We start from the raw sequence: 20,958 nt of genomic DNA, 5'->3' as shown, positions 1-20,958 counted from the left end.
CGATGCTTCCGGCGTCTCAGCGGTAGGTCAGCACGAGCCCGTGCACCAGCTTCGGCCAGCCGTCGAGCACCACGAACAGCAGCAGCTTGAACGGGATCGCGACGTTCGTCGGCGTCACCTGGTTCAGGCCCATCGACAGCAGCACGTTGGCGATCACCAGGTCGATGATCGTGAAGCACAGGTACAGCAGGAAGCCGATCGTGAAGGCGGCGGACAGCTCGGTGAGCAGGAAGGCCGGCGCGAGCACGAGGAAATCGTCGGCCTTGACGTTCTGCGCGTACTCGGGCGGCCAGATCGCGGCGGCCGACTTGAGGAAGAAGGTCTTCTCGCGCTCGTTCGCGTGCTTGTCGAGGAAGCCGCGGAACGGTTCGTAGGCGGCCTGCGCGGCCTGGATCAGCGACTGCGCCGACGACTGGCCGCTGCTTTGCTTGCCCGCGAAGCTCATGCGGTCGGCCGCCTCCATGAGGATCGGCGCCATGATGTAGCAGCTGAGGATGATCGCCGCGCCGTTGAGCACCATGTTCGGCGGCACCTGCTGCACGCCGAGCGCGTTGCGCAGCAGGCCGAGCACGACGACGATCTTCGTGTAGGAGGTGACCACCATCGCGGCGAAGGGCAGGATGCCCAGGCCGACGATCACCAGGAACAGCGAAACCGGATCGACTTCAAAGCCCGGCATGGCCGTTCCAGTGCATTCGCTCGATGCGCACGCCCAGGTGCTCGCCGATCGCCACGAGCTGGCCCACGCCGACGTGCTGGCCCTGGCAGACGATGCGCACCGGCGCATGCGCCAGCGGCACGTCCATCGCGATCACGCAGCCGCTGGCCATGCCCGAGAGCTCGTCGAGCGTGAGCCGGGCGGTGTCGATCTCGAAGGCGACGGGGACCTGCAGGTCGGCGAGCGTGGCGGTCATCGTGGGGTTCTCCGTGGAGGGTTGGGCGTCGTCGTCGCGCAGTTGCGGGGCGGCGGCGAGCCGCAGCGAAAGGGCGTCCCAGTCGAGCTCGGCCGGCGCGGCCAGGCAGGTGCCGCAGCCGGCGAGCCACCAAGCCGGCTGCGTGGCGGTGCGGCCGACGATCACCAGGTCGCCCGCGCCGAGCGTGCGCAGCGCCGCGAGCGCGTAAGGTCGGCTCGACAGCCGCAGCCGGCCCGGCAGGCGCAGCGCGCCGAGCGCCGCCAGCGCCGCGGCACCGTCCGAGCGCATCGCGGCCGCGACGTGCAGCGCGAGGCCGGGGTCGATCGCGCCGAGCCGGATCTGCCGCTCGTTGACGTGCAGCACCGCAAGCGGCCACGGCGAGGGCTCGGTCTCGACCTGCGTGACCGACGCCACCTCCAGGCCCGGCAGGGCTCCGGGGCGCGGCAGCACCTTGTGCAGCAGCGTCTCGAAGATCAGCGCGGCGACCTGGTCGCCGCCCGGCGTCTGCAGCCACGATTCGATGCTCGCCAGCGGCCCCCACTGCGTCGTGTCGACGAAGCCGTGCGTGCTGCCGGCGTCGCAGCGCAGCTCGACCGCGAGGCCGCGGCGGCTGTCGTCGGCGGTGCCGTCGCGCTGCTCGATGCGCAGGCTCGCTTCGGCGAAGACTTCCCTGAGCCACGGCTCGAAGCGGCGGTCGAACACCGTGCGGTGCAGCGCCGCGATGTCGGCCGGCATCGACGGCAACAGGCCGGCGAGCGACGCGACGTCGCCGGTGTGCGCTGCGAGCGTGCTGCCGCGTGAGGGGAAGGTCATGCGATCTCCAGGTCGATCTGCCGCCGGTCACCGAGCTCCTTCTGCAGCGAGCGCACGAGATCCTGAGCGTGCGTGGACAGTAGGCGATGGCTCTCGGGCGAGTGGGTCGCGAACCGAAGCGACATCCAATGCGGCGAAACCTCGATGCGCAGGCAGGAGTCGGGCAGCACGACCGGGTCGGCCGGCAGCGTCACCGTCCAGCCTTCGGCGGTCGGCGAGGCGCGGTGGTGCAGCGAGGCGAGCACGCCGACCATCGCGCGCGTCCAGTCGTCCGGCTCGTCGCCTTGCGCGTCGTCGCTGCCGGCGTCGCCGCCTTGCGTCTGCGGCGCCTGCTGCATCGGCGCGAGCGGCAGGGCCATCGGGCCGGCGGGGACGGTCGGCGCGTCGCCGATCGCCTCGGGCGGGCCAGCCGGCTCGTCGCGAGCGCGCGTCGATGCCGTCTCGAGCGGCTCGGCCGGCACCGGCAGCGACGGCACGAGTTCGCGCGACCCGGCCGCCTCGCCCGGGCGCGCGGCGCGCAGGCCGGGCCCGTCGTGCGTGCTGCCCGTGGCCGGTGCCGGCGGGGCCGAGCCGGCCTCGGCATGGCGCGGCGCGGCCGTCGCGGCGGGGGCTGGCTCGCGTCGCGCGATGACGGCCTCGGCCGCTCGCTCGGCTGCGCGGCCCGGATCGCCGGGGTGCTGCTCGCCGGCGCGGGCCTCGGGCCGCGGCTCGTCGGGCCGTGGCTCGTCGGGCTGCGGCGACGCCGCGGCCTGGGCACGCGCCTCGTTCGCCGCGGCAGCCGAGGCCGCGGCCGCGGCAGCTGCCTCGACGGCCGCGCGCGACTTCTCGTCGTCCTCGCCGTCGGCGCGCTTGCGGTCGCGCTCGCGATCGACGCGCCGCTGCACCGCCAGCACCTCGGCGAAACGGCGCGCGAGCAGCGACTGCGCATCGTCGTCGGCGGGCGGCGGTGCCGCGCCGGCGGCACCGACGGCGTTCGCCGGGGCGGTCGATCCGACCAGGATCACCAAGGGTCGCCGAGCCTGCATTGCCTGCCTCCGGTCACAAGCTCACGCGGCCCAGCGGCCGCAGTTCCACCAGGCTGCCGAGCTCCTGGAACGAATAGACGCCGAGCCAGCTGACGCGGGCCTCGACCATCTTCTTGACGTAGCGGCGGATGTCCATCGAGGTCACGACCGCGACGCCGGTGCGCCGCTGCTCGCCGACCATGCGCATGATGTTGTCGACGATGGTCTGCGCGGCGTCGGGCGGGATCGCGAGGAAGCTGCCGGCCGGCGTCGACTTGATCGACTGGCGGATCGCCTGCTCGACCTGCGGCTCGAGCAGCACCGCCTGCACGAAGCCGGCACCGCCGGCGGCCTCGAACGCGAGGTAGCGGCCGAGGTCGCCGCGCACGTACTCGGTCAGCACGACCAGGTCCTTTTCCTTGGGGCCCCAGGCGATCAGGCTCTCGAAGATGCTGCGCAGGTTGCGCACCGGCACCTGTTCCTCGAGCAGGCGGCGCAGCACCTCGGCGATGCGCTGCGCGGGCAGGATCTTCTGGACTTCGGTGACGAGGCCGGGGTAGTCGGTCGTCGCGCGCTCCAGCACCCACTGCACCTCCTGCACGCCCATGAACAGGTGCGCGTTCTTGCGCAGCACCGTCATCACCTGGCGCGCCAGCACGACCTCGAGCGAGAGCACGCCCTCGGCGCCGCCTTCGGGCACCGCCTCGGGCGTGACCCAGGCCGACTGCGGCCGGTCGAACAGCGGGCCGTGCTTCTGCGCGCCGGCCATCAGCGGGGACTGCGGATCGTCGACATAGAACAGGCGGCCCGGCACCTTGATCTCGCCGGTCGGCACGTCGTTGAGCAGCACGTCGAAGCTGTAGTCGGTCATCGCGGCGGAGACCCACATCGCCATGCCGGGGAAGGGCAGGCCGAGCAGCTCCTGCAGCTTCTGCCGCTCGGCGGTCAGCGCCTCGTCGAGCGCGTCGGCGTGCAGCAGCTGGCCGAGCGGTTTGGACATGCGGATCGCCAGCGGCTTCGCGAACATCGGCGGCTCGGTGCGGATCGACGGCGGGTCGCCCTTGGCGCCGTCGCGCTGCAGCGCGGTCAGCGGCTTGGACAGCACCACCTGCTCCTGCTTGCGGCGGCGCTTGTCGAGCACGTAGCCGGCGGCCGCGAGGCCCGCGGCGAGCAGCATGAACTGCATCCAGGGGAAGCCCGGCACCAGACCGAAGGCCGCCACCAGACCGGCGGCGAGGTACATCGCGCGCGCGTTGCCGGTGATCTGCGCACTGATGTCCTGGCCTAGCGACTTCGGCTTCTTCTCGTTGTCGTCGGCCACGCGGGTGATGAGCACGCCGGCGGCCACGCAGATGAACAGCGACGGGATCTGCGACACCATCGCGTCGCCGATCGACAGCACCGCGAAGCGGTTCGCCGCCTCGCCGCTGGTCATGCCGTGGTACATGACGCCGACGACGATGCCGGCCACCAGGTTGACCAGCGTGATCAGCAGGCCCGCGATGGTGTCGCCCTTGACGAACTTCATCGCGCCGTCCATGCCACCGTGCATCTGGCTTTCCATCGCCAGCAGCGCGCGCTTGCGGCGCGCTTCCTCGCCGGTGAGGTGGCCGGCGCGCAGGTCGGCGTCGATGCTCATCTGCTTGCCCGGCATCGCGTCGAGCGTGAAGCGCGCACCGACCTCGGCCACGCGCTCCGAGCCCTTCGAGATCACGATGAACTGCACGATCGTGACGATCGCGAACACCACGATGCCGACGACCAGGTTGCCGCCGACGACCAGCTCGCCGAAGCTTTCGATCAGGTGCCCCGCGTCGGCATACAGCAGGATCGCCTTGGTCGAGGCGATGTTCAGCGACAGCCGGAACAGCGTCGTGAACAGCAGGATCGACGGGAAGGTCGACAGCGCGATCGCGTTCGGGATGAACAGCGTCGTCATCAGCAGCAGCACGCTGATCGCGATGTTGATCGCCAGCAGCGTGTCGATCAGGAAGATCGGCAGCGGCAGGATCATCAGGGCGATGATCGCGACGACCAGCAGCGCCATCGCCGCGTCGTTGACCAGCGTCGGATTCATCTTGAAGGCCATGGCGGCGTCCTCGCTTTCAAGCGCCCGTGTCAGTGCGGCGGCTGCGCGGCGGGCGCGCCCTTGCCGCCCACCGAGCGCACCACCATCACCCAGCGCAGCACCGCGGCCACCGCCTCGAACAGCGACTCGGGCACCGCGTCGTTGATCTCCAGCTTGTGCAGCGCGCGCGCCAGCGGCGGGTCCTGCACTTGCGGGATGCCGTGCTCCTCGGCGATGCGGCGGATGCGCATCGCCTCGCCATCCACGCCCTTGGCGACGACGATCGGCAGCGGCGTCTCGCCCGCCTCGTAGCGCAGCGCGACCGCGTAGTGCGTCGGGTTGGTGACCACCACCGATGCGCCCGGGACCGTGCGCTCCGGCGGCGACTCGATCATTTCCTGCGCGATCTGCTTGCGCTTGCCCTTCAACTCCGGGTCGCCTTCGGCGTCCTTGTGCTCGCGCTTGATCTCGTCCTTCGTCATGCGCTGGTCCTTCAGGAACAGCCACTTCTGGATGCCGTAGTCGACCGGGCCGATCACGATGAAAAGGATCACCGAGGCGAACATCAGCTTGAGGATCGCCTCCCATGCGATGCGGCCGATCGACACCGGATCGACGTAGGACGAGCCGACCAGCAGCGGCGTCAGGTCGCGGATCAAGATCCACAGCACCCAGCCGAGCACGATCGCCTTGACGACCGACTTGCCCAGCTCGACCAGCGACTTCACCGACACCATGTTCTTCAGGTTGTCGGCCGGGTTGAGCTTCTCGAACTTGAGCGACACCGCCTCGAACGAGAGCAGCACGCCCGTCTGGCCCATGTTGGCGAGCACGCCCAGCAGCACCGAGCAGGCGACGAACGGAAGGATCGCCATCGCGGTGTCGGCGAGGAGCTGCAGCATCACGGCGTACAGGTGCACGAAGTCGCCGCCGACGACCTTCGGCACCTCGCTGAAGCTGCGTTCGAAGATCGCGCCCAGGCGGTCCCAGGTCATCGACGCGCTGGCCGACAGCAGCAGCACCATGCCGCCCGAGCTGATCGCCATCGCCAGGTCCTGGCTCTTGGCGACCTGCCCCTGCTTGCGGGCGTCCTGCAGCTTCTTGTCGGTCGGCTCTTCGGTCTTCTCGTCAGACACGGGCCGGCTCCCCGGCCGGCGCCGGCGCGCGCGCGGCGCTTGCAAGCGAGCGGCCCAGCGTGAGCATGTCGTGCGAGCGGCCGTAGGCCCACACGAGCCGCGGCATGCGGCCCCACGGTTCGAAGCCCATGCTTTCGAACAGGCTGAGGCTGGGTTGGTTGTCGTGCCAGATCAGTGCGAACAGCGTGTCGATGCCGAGCGCCGGCGCCTGCTCGATCGCATGCTCGACCAGGCCGCGCCCTACGCCGCTGCGGCGCGCCTGCGCGCTGACGAACAGGCCGATCTCCGCGCAGTGCGTGAAGCCGGTGCGGCCCCACTGGCCGTAGAAGCTGAGCCAGCCGACGACGCCGCCGTGGCGCTCCATCACCCACGCGGGGCATCGCGTCGAACGGTGGGAGTCGAGCCAGGCGCGCGCCTGCGCATCGCTCAGGTACGGCACGTGGCTGCTGGCCATCGGGCGCCTCGCATCTTCGGCGCGCCGCGGCGGGACGGGCAGGGCGCGCTGGTCGTCGATCCACTCGTTGTAGATACGCGCCATCGGCGGCGCGTCGGCGAGTACGGCCGCACGAACCTCCTGCGGCGCGGAGGCGAAATCGATGCTGGGCTGGAAGGCGTTCATGGACCGGGCAACGGTTGCAGCGGGCGCCACCGCCCGACCCGCGCAAGTTACGAGCGCCGCCGCCTGCCACCAGTGGGCGCCGCGAAGCGCGCGGCGTGTTTGCGAAGCGGCAAACGCGGCCGGCCGCAGGTGGCGGCATGCGGGCGCTCCACTTCGTTCGGCGAAGCTGTCCTTCGCCGCAGCGGTGCCTGCGGCTTCCGCCCGCCCCTAGCCTCGTGACCGCGAAACGGCTTTGTGCGTTCGTCGAACGTGGCCGTCTCGAGGAGTGAACGATGGACGGCATCGGCAGGTATGCGGGTTTTGCTGCTGAAGAAGCGGCACGGGCGTATGGAAATCTGAATGACGAGATCCCGGACGCGGAAGGACAGGGGCACATCCTCAACTCGTTGAGGAAGCAGACCCTCAGCAACAGCGAGGATGGGCTCAGCACTCTTTCGAGCCTCACCAAGCAAGGTCTGGGGAACCAGGCCCTCATCGGCAAGTACGGCGAGACGGCGTCCGAGGTCGGTCAGCAGCAGATCGCGGACAACATGAACCGCAGCATGTTCCAGCAAGCGAACTTCTCGATCCTGAAGCGGATCGCCACCGACTCCGCTTCCGCGATGGCCGTCCTGACGAAGGGTGGCGACGCGATCAAGGACATCGTGAGCCGCTGATGGGCCGATGAGCGCCGACTTTCATTGAGACGCCTGATCGGGCCAACGGGTCCGAAGGCTTCAACCCAACCCGCGCTCGTCGCACCAACGGTGCGATGACCGTCGCATATCGCGAGGGCCAAGATGAACACGCAAGCCACGACGACGACCCAAGAATCCAAGACCACCAGCCGCACCGAGACCACGCGCATCGATCCGGTCACGGAGGCCGCACTGCAGCTGCAGTTCACGTCGCTGCTGCAGGCGTCGACCGTGCAGACCTGGAACCCGAACGGCGGCGACGACGAAGACGAGGAAGAGAACTAGGCCGCGTCGCCGCCGAAGGCCGGCGCCCATGGACTCCCGCTATGCGCCGGCGCGCGGCATCGCGCCGCTCGACGCGACCGAGCGTGCCGAGCAGCGCTGGGAGGCCGTGGCCGAGGCGCCGGTGCCGGCCGCGCCGCCGGTCGCGCCGAAGGCCCAGGCCGTACCGGCGCTCGACACGGCGCTGCCGAGCCGGCTGCGCGCGGTCGACGAAGGCGAGGTTTCTCAGCGGCTCGAGCAGCATCTCGCGCAGACGCAAAGGCGCGTGATCGACCTGCTGAGGGAGGTCGGCGAGGCAGAGGAAGCCGATGACGACGCCGAGCACGCCGGCGCGCGCCCCGCCCGCAGCCGCGGGCCGTGGCGCGCTGCGCGCGCGACGCCGGGCCCGGTGGTCACGACCACGCTCGCAAGCGTCGCGCAGCCGGCGCGCGAGCTGGTCACGATGCTCGAGGAGCTCGACCGCGAGCCGGCCGCCGTCGACGCGCATCCGGCGCCGGCGCCGACGCCTGCGACGGTGGTGGTGCCGAGCCCTGCCGCGAACGCGAACGCGCAGGCGGGCGCGTCGGCCGGCGCGAACGGCGTCGCCGTCGCGAGCCGGCGCGACACGCCAGGCCTCGCGTCGAACACGGAGGCGCGTTCGCGCGGCGCCGCCGGCACACGGCCGGTCAAGGCGCTCGAGGCGAGTGCGACGGCCGAGCAGCATCTGAAACGCCATCGCGTGCGTACCGAGCGTCGCGCGCTGCGCTTGAGCCTGGGCATCGCGTTGGTCGCCGGCCTCGCCGCGTTCGTGTTCGCGTTGTTCGCGCGCAGCGAGTTGAATTCGCTGCAGATCGGCGTGTCGCCGTCGGCCTGGCGCTGGCAAGGCAACGGCGATGCCGCGGTGGGCAACGCCGTGTGGCGCGTTCCACCGTCGAACGATGTCGACACCGTGACAACGCGGCGATGAAGCGGCTCGAAGCGCACCCGTCGACATGGGGCTACATCGGGATCGAATGCAAATGCAACCACTTCATAGCGCTGGTCTCATGCAGGCATAACTACCTCGCGGTCTCGCCATGAACATCGCCTGTCTCACTTCCACGCAAACCGCGGCCACGGCCATCGGCGCCCACCTCGCGCTGGCCGGCATGGACGTGCGTCACTGCGACGATCTCAACGCCCTGCTGCACGCGGTACGGCAGGGCTTCCTGCACGCCGTCGTGGTCGAGCCGGCGGAGGAACAGATCGACGACTGGCTCGCCATCCTGTGCGAGCGGCTGCCGCGCGAGGTGCCGGTGGTGGTGGTGTCGATGCAGATGGATGCGCGCACCGCGGCCCGCGCGTTCGCCGGCGGCGCCTGCGATTACCTGCCGCTCGCTCAGGTGGCGGACCTGCCGCTGCGGCTGACGGCGCACTGCGCGGCGCGGCGCCTGCGGCAATCGAACGTGCTCGAACTCGGCGGCTTCGTGCTTCGCCGCGACACGATGAGCGTGCGCCGCGACGGCGTTGACGTGCTCCTGACACCGCGCGAATTCGCGCTCGCATGGGCCTTGTTCTCGTCGGCGGGCAACGTGGTCAGCCTGTCGCGCATCGCAGCGCAGGTGTGGGGCCGCGACATCGACATCAGCAAGCGCACGATCGAGCAGCACATGTACAAGCTGCGCACCAAGCTCGGCATCGGCAACCGGCCCGGCTCGCGCATCCAGGCGGTCTACGGCGTGGGCTACCGGCTCGAGATCGACGAGCACTGCGGCGTGGCAGCTCCGGCAGGGCTCACGGCGCGTCGCCGCGCCGACGCTTCCGCGTACTCGCGGCCCGCGTAGCTGCGGTTGCTGGCCGCGGCATCGAGCTGTCGTGGCATCCGCTTCGAAAGCTCGACGCAGGCCGAATCGATCGCCCGCATGTGTATCGACATGTTCAATGTGGGCGCCGCCCTCTCGACGTGCCCGGGTGCGTGTCGGCACCTTCGGGCACGCCGATGAAGGGCGTCACGCGCACCGCTACGAAGCACCCGGGATCGCGCCGGCCCCGTCCTGAACACCGCTGCTCCAGGACGGCTCGATGCCCCGTGCAGCGGCCATGCATCGGCACACCTCGATCGCTTCGGCATCGGCCGCGTCGTGTGCGCGGGCGGCTGCAAGGCGGATCAGATCGTCCACCAGAGCCGGCGGCCCGCCGCCTTCGAGAGGCGCGCACGCGGCCGCATCGATCGACGCCTGCAAGGCGCGGCATGCATCGGCCAGCACGAGCGGCGGCGCCGGTTCGACCTGCGCGTTCCACAGCTCGGAGCGCGCGCCGTGACGCTTCTTCACCATGCGGCGCTGCTGCAGCAGGTCGAGGGCGATGCGCACCGCATCGCGGCTGATGCCGAGCGTGGCGGCCAACTGCCGTTCGGCCGGCAGCTTGTCGCCGCTGCGAAGCACGCCGAGCCGCACCAACTCGGTGAAGGCATCGGCAACGCGGTAGGCGCGCGCGTCGGGTGTGCGCGTCGCGGGTTTCGACATGGCGTCGGAAGCGCAGCTTCTCGCCGCGTACCAAAGCGGGACAACACGATCGTGGCTGGAGATGTCGAAAACAAACATACGGCCTCCTTTGCCTGCCTTGTGCAACGAGGCCCCTCGAAGTGACAGTGCGCCGCCCGCTGCGGCGCACGAACTCCCCGATTCCCGGGGGAAACCCCGTGCATCGGTCCGCTTGTGCATATTCGGATTCGACGGCCTTCAACACACTGGACTTCGCTTCGACGTCCGCGAACTTCTTCGGGTCGTGCGCATCGACTTCCGCGAATGCCGAGCCGTCTGGAAACCCTCTTTCGCGAACACCGCCAATGGCTGCTCGACCGCGTGCGCCGACGCACCGAGTCCGTAGCGAGTGCCGAGGACGTGGTGAGCGAAACCTTCCTGCGGGTGGCGACCTACCGCTCGCTGGACGAAGTGCGCGAGCCACGCGCACTGCTCACGACACTGGCCAAACGCGTCGTCTTCGAGCTCTGGCGGCGCCGCGACCTGGAGCGCGCCTATCTGGAGGAACTGGCGACCGCCGAAGTCGCGACCTACCCGTCGCCGGAGGAAAGGCTGTCGATGGTCGAGGCGCTGAACGCGGTGGAGACCGCGCTCGACCGGCTGTCGCCCAAGGCCCGCCAAGCCTTCCTGTACTGTCAACTGAGCGACATGACCTATGCCGAGATCGGCGAGCGGCTGAACGTCTCGGCAAGCATGGTGCGGCAGTACGTGGCGCAGGCGATGGCGGCGCTGGTGAAGGTTTCCGAGCCGGAAGGGCCCTCTTCGTGAGCGGCCCGGCCTCGGCGCTCGACACGGCGATGCGGGCGGCCGCGATGCGGCAAGCGGTCGATTGGGCCGTGCGGCTGCGCGGCGAGGACGCCAGCGCCGCGGACCGCGCGGCCTTCGAAGCCTGGCGCGCCGCGGACGCGCGGCACGAGGCCGCCTACCAGGAGGTGCTGCGTTCGCTCAAGCCGCTGGCGACGCTGCGTGCGGGCGGCTGTTCGCCTGCGATGGTGCAGGCGGTGACGCGGCGCGCGCGCGTGAGTGCGACGCGCCGAGGCGCTCTCGCCCTCGGCATCTTCGGTGCGACGGCCGGCCTTGGCGGCGTGCTCGGCTGGCGCCGCGCCGACGACGCCGGCCTGTTCGCCGACGCGCGCACCGGCACCGGCGAACGCCGCACGCTCGCCTCGGCCACGAGCCCGGGCTCCTTGCTGCTGGATGCGCATACCGCGCTCGATCCCATCGGCCCGCGCGTCGCGCGGCTGTTCGACGGTCGCCTGATGGTCGGCATCGACCGCGTCGAAGGCCTGCCCTGGCGGCTGCTCACGCCGGTGGCCGAGGTCGTCGCCAACGGTGCGCGGGCGTCGATCGAGCTGCGCGGCCGGGTCCTGCGCGTCGCGGCGCTCGAGGGCGCGGTGGCGCTGGGCCGGCGCGACGGCCCAGCGGCCGAGGTGTCGGCCGGACGCGCGGTGGTGCTCGCCGACGGCGAATTGCAGTCGATGCCGGTGAGCGTGAACGACACGCTGTGGACGCGCGGGCTGGTCCAGCTCGACAACGAGCCGCTTGCGCGGCTGGTCGCCGCGCTGCAGCCCTACCGTGCGGGGGTGCTGCGCGCCGACGAGCGCGCGGGCGCCTTGCGGCTGAGCGGCGTGTTCTCGCTCGACGACACCGAGGCCACGCTGCGCGCGGTGGCCCGCACGCTGCCGGTCGAGGTGACGCGCCGCACGGACTACTGGGTCACGATCTCGGCGGCCTGATCACAGGCCGGGCCGGGTTAGAAGCGCACGCGCACGCCGAGCGAGTACCAGCGCGGCGGGCCGATCGGCACGAAGGTGCTCGCGGCGTAGTTGCCGTAGACGCGGCGGTCGGTCAGGTTGTAGACCGAGCCGGTCAGGTCCCAGCCGTCGAACTCGCGCTTGATCGAGAGGTCCAGGGTCGCCGCGCCGGGCAGGCGGATCGCCGAGCGATCGTTCGGGTCCGTCGTGTCGCGCGCGGTGACCCAGCGCGACGAGGTGGCGAGCAGGCCGAAGCCGACGCTGGTGCGCGCCAGCCCGTGCGCGTCGAGCCGGTACTGCGCGAGCAGCCGCAGGGCCCGCGAAGGCACGCCACTGCCGTCGGCCTGGTAGGTCTCGGCGAAGATGTTGAAGGCGGTCTCGCGCGAGCGCATCAAGCTCAGGCCGATGCTCGCGTCGAGCGCCGCCGTGACGCGGCCCACGTACTCGATCTCGAGTCCGCGCGTCACGCGCCCCGGCAGGCCGGTGCTCAGCTCGTCGAGCTCGACGTCCTCGCGCTGTTCGAAGGTGTTGAGGTCGAGCACCTCCAGCTCGAACAGCTCGACGCCGAACAGTGCGCGGTCCTCTTGCAGCGCCCATTTCGCGCCGATCTGGTGCTGGCGGATGCGCGGCAGCAGCACGGCTTCGTCGTCGCTGGCGCGGTAGCTCGCCTCGTAGGTGCGCTGGGTGCCGGCGTAGACCGTGGCGCTCGGCGCGACGCGCAGGCCGATGCCGACGTCGCCGCTGGTGCGTCGCGGCGCGCGACTGCTCACGTACTCGTCGTCCTCGAAGCGCGACGACTGCCGGAACTCCCCGCGCCGCAGCGCCAGGCGCAGCTCGAGCGGCCCCCATGACGCTTGGTCCTGCATCAACACGCCCCAATGCCGTACGCGGCTGCCGGGGGAGCCGTCGCCAATTTCGCTCACCAGCAGGTAGGCCGGGTCGAGCGTGTCCACGCCAGGGACGAACGGCGCGTCGAAGGGATAGAACCATTGGCCCCGCAGCAGGAGGTCGTCGACCGACCAGCGGTCCTTGTCGACGGCGAACAGCAGCCGGTGCTCGACCGGGCCGGTGGCCGCGTTGCCCGCCAGGCTCCACTGCATGCTCTCCAGCCGCGTGCGCGAGCGCACCTCGTCGAACGAGGGTTCCTCGAACCCGAAGATGCTCAGGCGCGTCTGGATCGTCGTCGACCGCGTCGTCTCGCGGCGCAGCAGGAAGGTCGTGCGCCAGTCGGGCGACAGGCGCCAGCGCAGGTCGACATCCACCAGTGCCGTCTTCAGGGACAGCCCGTCTCCGCGCGACGGCGGCACCAGGCGGCCCGGCCTGAAGCTTTCGACGTCGGGCGCGTTCTCCTCGCCGTAGTCCGCCTGGAAAGTGGTCGTCGCCGCGGGCGGCGCGGTCTTGCGCTGCTCGCCGAGCAGCGTGAGCGTCGCGTCGAGCGGGCCTTCGCGCAGCCGCAGCGCGCCGAGCCCGCCGCGCGCCCAGTCGGGCTTGTAGCCGCCTTCGGTCTCGCCGCTGCGCTTGCCGTAGCCGGCGACGCGCCAGCTCAGGCCCTGGCTGCCGCCGGAGGCGAGATCGAAGGCGCCCGAGACGGTGCCGCCGTCGCGCGAGGCGAGCGTCGTCGCGACCTCGGCCACGCGGCCGCCGCCGGGGCGCTTGAGTTCGGCGTTGATCACGCCGCCGCGGCCGCCCTCGGCCGCCGGGCCGCTGATCGCGCCGTTCGGGCCGCGCGCGACCTCGATGCGTTCGAGCAGCTGGCTCTCCACCGTGCCCGGCTGGCGCAGCGTGCGAACGCCCGAGATCTGCATCTGGGCCGGCAGCCCGCGCACGTGCAGCGGTGCGTCGACGAACAACGAGCCTATTTCGTTCGACGGCGCATCCACGCCGATCACGCTGCCCAGCGCCTGCGCGACCGACGGGTTGCCTTGCAGCGTCAGCGCGTCGCGCGTCAGCACGAAGACCGACTGCGGCAGGTCGAGCATCGCGGTCTCGGTGCGCGTGCCCGACTGCGCGCTCTGCGGCGCCAGCCCCTCGCGTGCGGTCGGCGCCTGCGAGGACTCGACCAGCACCCGGTCGAGCAGCAGCAACGGGCTCGCCGCAAGCGCCGCCGGCGGCAGCGCGACGGCGGCGGTGGGCATCAGGTCGACGTGGCGGATCGCGATCGTGCGATCACCTTCGGCCTCGGCGGTGAGGCCGCTGTCCTGCAGCACCACCGCCAGCGCGCTCAGCGCGCTGTGGCAGCCGCGCACCGCGCTCGCCTGCCGCTCGCCGACCAGCGCCGGGGGAAACGACAGCACCGCGCCGAACTCGAGGCCCAGCGCGATCAGGCTGCGCGGCATCGGCTGCGCCGGCATGTCGAGGTGGCGAAGCGGCGGCGCGCAATCCGCGGCCGCCGCGGCAGGCGGCAACGTCGCGAGTGCGCCGAGCGCGCCGGCAAGCGCGAGCGCGCGCGATCGGCGGCGACGCGAGGGCGCCGACCCGCGCGGGTCGGCCAGGAAGGTTTCGGACATGACAGCAGGCATCGAGGAGGCGGTGCCGTTATCGACGCTGCAGCGCGCGAAAGCATGCCCTGCATCACGTGGTGCGGGTCGCGCGCGTGACACATTTCCGGCCCTGCCGGGGTTCGCAACGGCGTGCACGCCTTCGCTGCGCGCCCCTTGCGGCGCGACCGCCCACGGCACGCTGTGCCTTCGGGCTCGGCCGGATCGTGCCTGGACCCGCCAACACCAGGAGCACTCCATGACCTCAACGACGACCGGCGCGGCCGAGCCGCAGCCCGGCCCCCGCGAGCTGCTGGGCGCGATGTCCTCGCTACAGACGTTGCACCAGACCGCGCAGCAGCACTGCGCCGAGCTGATCCACCAGCGCCAGCTGCTGCAGCGCCTGCTCGACAAGCCGGCGAGCGAACGCCCCGGCGCGGCCGAGCTCGCGGCGATCGCCGCCGAACTCGACCTCGTGCGCGACGCGCTGTTCGGCGAGCAGCGCGTCGGCGACGCCTCGTTCGGCAACATCGCCGAGGGCGGTGACGCCACGACCATGGCGCGCAACATGCTCGCGATGGTCGAGCAGGTGGAGCAACGCCAGCGTGCGGTGCAGGAGCGCCTGACCGACACCGCGGCGCGCCTGGGCGCCTGCAGCGAAGCGGCCGCCTGATGGGCGCCCCGGCGCTGCGCGGTGGCTTTGCCAGGCCGCGCGGCGGCGTGCTGGGCGCCGCCTTGCTGATGTTCGGCGCAACGGGCGCGCAAGGCGCCGAGATGCGCTGGCGCTGCACCCTGATCGACGGCAGCGTGCAGCTGCTGCAGCAAAACCTCGAGCCTTCGTTCCGGCGTGCGGTGGGCTTGTGCGAGCGGGTGCAGCGCATCGCGTCCGGCTTGGCGCGCGTCGCCCCGCCGGTCGCCGTCACCCTGATCGAAGCGCCGCCGCCCGCGCCACCGCTTGCGCCGGTCGTCGCGTCGGTTGCAGTGCCGGTGGCCGCACCGGTGGCTGCGCCCGCGCCTGCACCCGCGCTCGCGCGCGACTTCGTCGCGGCGATGAAGCTTTCCACCGAGCAGGCGCGCCTTGCGCAGCAGCTCGCGCCCATCGTCGAAAGCGCGAGCCGGCGCCACGGCGTCGATGCGGATCTGCTGCGCGCGGTGATCCACGTCGAGTCGCGCCACAACCTGCGCGCACGCTCGCCGAAAGGCGCGATGGGGCTCATGCAGATCATGCCGGCCACCGGCGCGCGCTACGGCGTCGCCGAACGCCATCGCCTCTACGACGCGGCCGTGAACATCGACGTCGGCGCGCGCTACCTCGCCGACCTGAGCCGCATGTTCCCGGGCCGTCCCGAGCTGGTGATGGCCGCCTACAACGCCGGCGAAGGCGCGGTGCTGCGCTACGGCCGCCGCATCCCGCCGTTCGCCGAGACGCAGTCCTACGTCGTGCAGGTCAAGGCGCGGCTCGCGCAGCTGCGCGCGGCGGCGACGCGTGCGCAGGAGTCCGCACCGATGCAAGCGGCCGCGCGGCCCGATGCCTCGCGCGCCGAGCGTTGGTGAGCTTTTCCGCGAGACCTGTTGATCCTCGCCACATCGTGCATTCCTAAGCTTTCTGTGCACTTCTCCAACGCAGTAACGACAAGGAGTTTGGTATGCAGATCCTCTTGGCCCTCGCCGTCCATCGCAGCAGCTATTGCGATGCCGACATCAAGGAGCGGCTGCTCGAAGGTCGGCTCGACGCGGCGCTGCGGCTCGGCCGCCAACGCATGCAGCAGGCTGCGGTGCCGAACTCGGCGGAGCAGTCCGACCTGGCCCCGCTGCTCGGCCGCGCGCTGCTTCTCCAAGGCAGCGAGGAAGACGCCGAAGAGCAGTTCCAGCAGTGCACGCGCGCCTACACCGGCCTGCGCCGCAACGCGATCCGCTGGCACATGAGCCTCGATCAGGGCTGGATGTGCCTGTACCTGAACCGCATCGGCCGCGCGATCGAGTGCTTCCGCACGGTGTGCGAGGACGCGCAGTGCACGCCGCTGCTGCGCGTCGAGGCGCTGGCCTGCATGGCCGCCGCGCTGCAGGCCGAGGGCGAGTGCGCGCGGGCCACGCAGGCCCTGCGCGAAGCCAAGGTCTGCGCCACGCACGTGAAGGACCTCGAGGCGGTCGAGCTGATCGACTGCGCCGAGATCGAACTCGCCGCGCAGCAGCGCATGCGCCTGGCCGACGAGCTGGCCGATCACGCCTGGGCCGCCGGCTACCGCGACAACGCGAAGAACCTCGACGATGCCGAGTCGGTGCGCCGGCGGCTCGACGACGCGCTGCAACGCTGCGAAGGCAAGCCGCTGGTCGCGCAGCGCCTGCGCCATCTGCAGCTGCTGATCTCGCCGCTGCCCGAGACCGGCTTCGCCGGCTGCATCGGCTGGCTGCGCGAGCACCGGCTGCTGGGCGCCGAGACCGCGGCGCGCGTCGAGACGGCGCTCGCGCTGCTCACGCGCGGCGCGGTCGGCACGGCGCGCGAGATGCTCGCGCCGCTGATCGGCAGCGAGCGCGACGTGCGCCACGGCCGCTACTCGCTCGACCTGCAGTACTGCCTCGCAAAGCTCTACCTCACGCAGGGCCAGCACGCCGATTCGTTCCAGATGTACCGGCGCCACATGGAGCAGGCGCTGAGCGCGGTCAAGCGGGATCTCGCGCAGATCTCGCAGACCAAGCTCGACGACGGCGGCGTGCCGGTCGACGGCGACGCGGCCAAGCTGCGCCTGCCGGTGCGCTACCGCAGCGCCTACCAGTACATCGTCGACAACCTCGGCGACCCCGAGCTCAGCGGCCGCAGCGTCGCGGCGCGGCTGGGCGTCACCGAGCGCGCGCTGCAGCTGACCTTCCGCACCCACCTCGGCATGAGCCCGATGGAGTTCATCCGCCGCGAGCGTGTCAAGCGCATCCACCAGGAACTGCACCGCCGTACCGGGCTCGGCGAGCGCGCGGTGGTCTCGCAGATCGCGTCGCAATGGGGCGTGACCAACCGCTCGACGCTGATCCAGAGCTACCGCGATCTCTATGCCGAGACACCGGCCGAGACGTTGCGCGGCGCCGCCCAGCGCTTCCCGGCCTGAGACGGAGTACGCGATGAGCCTGCCGATCGCCCCGCGCACCGGGCGGCTGCTGCGCTGGTGCGTGCTGGCACTGCTGTGCGTGAGCTTCATCGTGCTCGCGCGGCCGGCGCTGGCCGAGCCGAAGCGGGCCGCGAAGCGCGAGCCTCGCGAGTTCATCGAGCCCGCGCAGCCGCGCATCGCGCGCTTCGTCTACCGGGCCGAGGGCAAACGGCTCGCCGACGTGCTGGCCGACTTCGCGGCGAGCCAGGGCCGCCCCGCGGTGATCGACGCGCAGGTGCAGGGCGTCGTCACCGGCCAGTTCGACACGACGCCGCTCGCTTTCCTCAACGCGACCTCGCGCGCCTACGGCCTGATCTGGTACGACGACGGCTCGGCGCTCTACTTCTATCCGTCGAGTGCCGTGCAAAGCCGCATCTTCCGCTTGAAGGGCTACGAGCCGAAGCAGGTGCAGCAGCTGATGACTTCGCTCGCACTCGGCGACAAGCGCTACCCGTTGCGCTGGGACGCGCGCAGCAAGACGCTGATGGTCTACGGGCCGCCGCGGCACGTGGAGCTGGTGGGCCTGGCGATCGAATCGCTGGACCTCGGCGCCGTCGAAGGCAACCGCCGCGTCGCACAGGTCATCGAGCTGAAGTTCGCGTCGGCGCAGGACCGCCGGCTCGGCGCCGTCACGGTGCCCGGGGTGGTCAGCGTGCTGCGCAGCATCTTCGGCGGCGGCAACGCGCCGGTCGCGGCCTCGGGCGCCGTCGAGCCGCCCGAGATGCCCGCTTCGATGAAGGGCGCGAAGGCGATGCGCTCGCTGTTCGGCGTGCCGGCCGGCGAGAGCGCCGAGAAGAAGCGCCGGCCCGGCGAGCCGACCGGCACCACCGACCGCAGCGGCGCCGTGCCGACGCCGCGCCCGGTCGCGAGCCCGGTGTCGGAGGACGACGAGCAGCCCGTCTTCGAAGCCGACGAGACCACCAACTCGGTGATCGTCTACGCACGTCGCCGCCGCATCGCCGAAGTGATGCAGCTCGTGCGCCGCCTCGACACGCGGCCCACGCTGGTCGAACTCGAGGCGGTCATCATCGACGTGAGCTCCGACAGCGTCGATCAGCTCGGTGTCGACTGGTCGGTCACGACCGGGCGCACTCGCACCTCGCTCGAAGGGCCGGCCTTGTCGCAGGGCACCGCGATGGCGGCCGCGAGCGGCGCCACCGGCACGTTCTCGGTCGGCACGGTGCTGCGCAATGCCGGGCGCGAGGTGCTCGCGCGCGTCAATGCGCTGCAGGGCGAGGGCAAGGCGCGCATCGTCTCCAAGCCGAAGGTGCTTGGCGTCGCGAACCGTCCGTCGACGATGCAGGACAAGCGCATCGCCAACGTGCGCGTGGCCGGCAATCTCGACGTGCAGCTCTACCAGGTCGAGGCCGGCACGCTCCTGCAGGTGACGCCGCAGGTCACCGCCCAGGATGGCCGCGCGCAGATCAAGATGTCGCTCTACATCGAGGACGGCAGCTTCGAGCCGCAGGACGTGGACGGCGTGCCGATCGTCAAGCGCACCGAGATCCGCACCGAGGCGCACGTCACCGAAGGCGAGAGCCTGCTCATCGGCGGCATCACGACCGACGTGGCGTCGAACGCGATGGTCGGCGTGCCGGGCCTGTCGAAGCTGCCGTTCATCGGCGGGCTGTTCCGCACGCGCGCGGAGCGCAGCGCGCACATCGAGCGCATGTTCCTCATCACGCCGCGGCTCGTGAACGGCGAGGGTGTTCGCGCGACGTCGTCGGAGTGGGTCGTGACGGCGCCGGACCAAGCCGCGTTGCGGCCCGTGGCCGCTTCGGCGCCGCTGCTGCCCGCGGTGAGCCCGGCTGCGGCGTCGCCTCTGGGCGCGGGATCGGCCGCGCCGCCGCAAACGGCTGCGACGACGGCGTTGCCGCAAGTGGCTGCGTCGACCCCGTCGCTGCAGGCGGGTGCCTCGACTGCATGGCCGCAAGCCGCGGTGCCGGCTCCGCTGCCGCAAGCGGCCGTGCCGGCTCCGCCGCCGCAAGCGCCTGCGTCCGCTGCGTTGCCCGAGGCGGCCGCGTCCGCTGCGTCGCCACAAGCGGCCGCGTCCGCTGCGTCGCCGCAAGCGGCCGCCTCCGCTCCGCAGCCGGCATCGGCTTCGTCCGCCGCGCCGCAGGGCGCCGCGTTGCCCGCCCGTCCGCCGGTGTCGCGCGCACCCGAGGCGCCGCGCGTCGAGCCGGTGAACGGAGAGCTCGGCGCTTACCCGCAGCCTTGATTTCGTCACCTTCGCTAACCGTGAAACAGCTTCGCGTTCTGACCGGCTTTCATGCAGGCACCCGCCTAGCCTTGCATGCATCGAACTGGACGATTTCGGCCGATGCCGAAGCCGACCTGTGCATCACCGACTGGACTGAACCAGCACTGCAACTCACGCTGACCGAGCAGGACGACGGCATGTTCACCGCGACGCTTCAATTGCCAGATGCCGGCGCGGTCGCGTTCGACGACCTGATGCCGCGCCGCTTCGGTTCCGTCGTGCTGTGCCTCGGCCCGAACGACGACGCGGCCTGGCCCGACGACGTCGAGCTGCTCGAACGGCTGCTGCGCCCGCTCGCGAACGTGTTCTCGCCGGCCGAGGCCGCACCGGCGCCGCTGCCCGACGCGCCGGCCGCCGCGGCGTCGGTGGCGGCCACGCAGCGCCGCCGAGTCGGCATGTGGGGCGTCGGCGCCGCGGCGGCGCTCGCGATGGCGGGCGCGCTGGGGCTGATCGTGTCGGCCTCGGGCGACGCGGCCGCGGCGCGCCAGAAGCCGCTGTCCTTGTTCGCGCGCGTCTTCGAGTCGGTGCGTGCGACCGGCATCCCTCAGGCCGAGGTCTACCGCGTCGGCGATCGCGTGGTGGTGGAGGGCCTGTTCAACACGACCGACGATGCGGTGCGCCTGCGCGACGCGCTCGCGCCCTTCGAAGGCGAGGCGGTCGAGCAGCGCTACGCGGCGGCGCCCGACATCGCGCAGAGCATCACCGACACGCTGGCCGCCCCAGGCATCCAGGTGAGCCACGTCGGCAAGGGCGCCTTCCTCGTCTCGGGCCGCGCGATGCATCTCGATCGCCTGCGCGCGAGCGCGTCGCGGCTGGTCGTCGACCTGGCGCCGCTGGTGCGCGAGATCCGCTTCGAGGTCGTCGAGCTGCCGGCGCCGCCGCGCATGCCGGTCGGCGCGATGTTGTCGGCCGACGGCGTCGAGTACGTGCAGAGCCGCGACGGCTCGAAGTTCATCTCCATCACGGCGGGGCGCGTCGCCGCCGGTGATTCCCCACAGACGCGCAACGTCATATCAGGAGCAACGCAATGAGCGAGTCGAACCTCGAAAAGTCGATCTTCGGCGACATGGCCAACCTGGAGAAGAGCCTGACGGAGGACCACTCCGGCGACAAGGCACGGGCCATGATCGATTACTTCAAGGTCGTGGCCGAGGCCAGCGACCAGCGCGTCGGTGTCACCGAGGACCCGAACGACCGCAAGCTCATCCAGGAGCTCGCGCAGGGCTTCCGCGCATCGCAACGAATCATCGCGCACGTGTGGGAAACCGCCCACGGCACCGTGCTCGTCCACTGACACGGCCGCCCGGTCGCAGCCC

General features: G+C 71.4%; 20 protein-coding genes. 12 read left to right on the top strand and 8 right to left on the bottom strand.

The features are described from left to right. Positions 1–16: 16 nt before the first annotated feature. The 6 genes from sctR to VFR90_RS10740 are packed head-to-tail and all read right to left on the bottom strand — an operon-like array spanning position 17 to position 6,554. Entirely contained in the window at positions 17–679 is a 663-nt protein-coding gene (gene sctR / locus VFR90_RS10765; protein ID WP_326406132.1) for a type III secretion system export apparatus subunit SctR, read from the bottom strand. Further along, positions 666–1,727: a type III secretion system cytoplasmic ring protein SctQ gene (gene sctQ, locus VFR90_RS10760; protein ID WP_326406131.1), complete on the bottom strand. Its 1,062-nt coding sequence runs from the start codon at positions 1,725–1,727 to the stop codon at positions 666–668. The genes sctR and sctQ overlap by 14 nt, the downstream gene beginning before the upstream one ends. Then, the gene (locus VFR90_RS10755) at positions 1,724–2,752 is read right to left on the bottom strand and encodes a type III secretion HpaP family protein (RefSeq protein ID WP_326406130.1); all 1,029 of its coding nucleotides are present in this window, start codon (positions 2,750–2,752) and stop codon (positions 1,724–1,726) included. Before VFR90_RS10755 ends, sctQ begins: the two co-directional genes overlap by 4 nt. A gap of 13 nt (positions 2,753–2,765) precedes the next feature. Next, the gene (gene sctV, locus VFR90_RS10750) at positions 2,766–4,820 is read right to left on the bottom strand and encodes a type III secretion system export apparatus subunit SctV (RefSeq protein WP_326406129.1); all 2,055 of its coding nucleotides are present in this window, start codon (positions 4,818–4,820) and stop codon (positions 2,766–2,768) included. Positions 4,821–4,849: 29 nt separating this feature from the next. After that, positions 4,850–5,935 carry a type III secretion system export apparatus subunit SctU gene (gene sctU, locus VFR90_RS10745; RefSeq protein WP_326406128.1) on the bottom strand — a complete coding sequence of 362 codons (1,086 nt, stop codon included), beginning with the start codon at positions 5,933–5,935 and terminating at the stop codon, positions 4,850–4,852. Further along, positions 5,928–6,554: a GNAT family N-acetyltransferase gene (locus VFR90_RS10740; protein ID WP_326406127.1), complete on the bottom strand. Its 627-nt coding sequence runs from the start codon at positions 6,552–6,554 to the stop codon at positions 5,928–5,930. Before VFR90_RS10740 ends, sctU begins: the two co-directional genes overlap by 8 nt. Before the next feature lie 272 nt (positions 6,555–6,826). Between VFR90_RS10740 and VFR90_RS10735 the strand changes: the two genes are divergently transcribed. The 4 genes from VFR90_RS10735 to VFR90_RS10720 all read left to right on the top strand — a co-directional run bounded on the left by VFR90_RS10735 (position 6,827) and on the right by VFR90_RS10720 (position 9,315). Further along, complete coding sequence (locus VFR90_RS10735; RefSeq protein ID WP_326406126.1) at positions 6,827–7,210, top strand: hypothetical protein; 384 nt, start codon at positions 6,827–6,829, stop codon at positions 7,208–7,210. A gap of 123 nt (positions 7,211–7,333) precedes the next feature. After that, positions 7,334–7,516, top strand: a complete 183-nt coding sequence (locus VFR90_RS10730) for a hypothetical protein (protein ID WP_326406125.1) — start codon at positions 7,334–7,336, stop codon at positions 7,514–7,516. Between the two features lie 28 nt (positions 7,517–7,544). After that, positions 7,545–8,459, top strand: a complete 915-nt coding sequence (locus VFR90_RS10725) for a hypothetical protein (RefSeq protein ID WP_326406124.1) — start codon at positions 7,545–7,547, stop codon at positions 8,457–8,459. 109 nt (positions 8,460–8,568) lie between these two features. Beyond that, complete coding sequence (locus VFR90_RS10720; RefSeq protein ID WP_326406123.1) at positions 8,569–9,315, top strand: winged helix-turn-helix transcriptional regulator; 747 nt, start codon at positions 8,569–8,571, stop codon at positions 9,313–9,315. Between the two features lie 177 nt (positions 9,316–9,492). On the opposite strand, the gene VFR90_RS10715 is transcribed toward VFR90_RS10720, so the two are convergent. Next, positions 9,493–10,101 (bottom strand): winged helix-turn-helix domain-containing protein, encoded by a 609-nt coding sequence (locus tag VFR90_RS10715; protein ID WP_326406122.1) that lies wholly within the window; start codon positions 10,099–10,101, stop codon positions 9,493–9,495. Positions 10,102–10,278: 177 nt separating this feature from the next. Here VFR90_RS10715 and VFR90_RS10710 point away from each other — a divergent pair, with 177 nt between their 5' ends. Together VFR90_RS10710 and VFR90_RS10705 are read left to right on the top strand one after the other, a co-directional pair. Further along, a complete protein-coding gene (locus VFR90_RS10710; RefSeq protein ID WP_326406121.1) occupies positions 10,279–10,782 on the top strand; it encodes a sigma-70 family RNA polymerase sigma factor in 504 nt (167 codons plus the stop codon). Continuing rightward, positions 10,779–11,750: a DUF4880 domain-containing protein gene (locus VFR90_RS10705; protein ID WP_326406120.1), complete on the top strand. Its 972-nt coding sequence runs from the start codon at positions 10,779–10,781 to the stop codon at positions 11,748–11,750. The genes VFR90_RS10710 and VFR90_RS10705 overlap by 4 nt, the downstream gene beginning before the upstream one ends. Positions 11,751–11,767: 17 nt before the next feature. On the opposite strand, the gene VFR90_RS10700 is transcribed toward VFR90_RS10705, so the two are convergent. Then, positions 11,768–14,275 carry a TonB-dependent receptor plug domain-containing protein gene (locus VFR90_RS10700; protein ID WP_326406119.1) on the bottom strand — a complete coding sequence of 836 codons (2,508 nt, stop codon included), beginning with the start codon at positions 14,273–14,275 and terminating at the stop codon, positions 11,768–11,770. 229 nt (positions 14,276–14,504) lie between these two features. Here VFR90_RS10700 and VFR90_RS10695 point away from each other — a divergent pair, with 229 nt between their 5' ends. The 6 genes from VFR90_RS10695 (at position 14,505) to VFR90_RS10670 (ending at position 20,936) form a co-directional block, all read left to right on the top strand. Beyond that, entirely contained in the window at positions 14,505–14,918 is a 414-nt protein-coding gene (locus VFR90_RS10695; protein WP_326406118.1) for a hypothetical protein, read from the top strand. After that, on the top strand, positions 14,918–15,799 hold the full coding sequence (locus VFR90_RS10690) for a lytic transglycosylase domain-containing protein (protein ID WP_326406117.1): 882 nt from the start codon (positions 14,918–14,920) through the stop codon (positions 15,797–15,799). Before VFR90_RS10695 ends, VFR90_RS10690 begins: the two co-directional genes overlap by 1 nt. 92 nt (positions 15,800–15,891) lie before the next feature. Continuing rightward, entirely contained in the window at positions 15,892–17,343 is a 1,452-nt protein-coding gene (locus tag VFR90_RS10685) for a helix-turn-helix domain-containing protein (protein WP_326406116.1), read from the top strand. 13 nt (positions 17,344–17,356) lie between these two features. Beyond that, positions 17,357–19,600, top strand: coding sequence for a type III secretion system outer membrane ring subunit SctC (gene sctC, locus VFR90_RS10680; protein WP_326406115.1), 2,244 nt, complete (start codon positions 17,357–17,359; stop codon positions 19,598–19,600). A 71-nt stretch (positions 19,601–19,671) separates the two neighbouring features. Further along, positions 19,672–20,673, top strand: a complete 1,002-nt coding sequence (locus VFR90_RS10675) for a hypothetical protein (RefSeq protein WP_326406114.1) — start codon at positions 19,672–19,674, stop codon at positions 20,671–20,673. Beyond that, positions 20,670–20,936: a hypothetical protein gene (locus VFR90_RS10670; protein WP_326406113.1), complete on the top strand. Its 267-nt coding sequence runs from the start codon at positions 20,670–20,672 to the stop codon at positions 20,934–20,936. The genes VFR90_RS10675 and VFR90_RS10670 overlap by 4 nt, the downstream gene beginning before the upstream one ends. Positions 20,937–20,958 lie beyond the last annotated feature (22 nt).

Origin of the sequence: Methylibium sp. (assembly GCF_035762065.1) — a bacterium.
Taxonomy (GTDB): domain Bacteria; phylum Pseudomonadota; class Gammaproteobacteria; order Burkholderiales; family Burkholderiaceae_C; genus Methylibium.
Note: the sequence above shows the minus strand (reverse complement) of the source record. Positions and strands in the feature narration are given on the sequence as shown.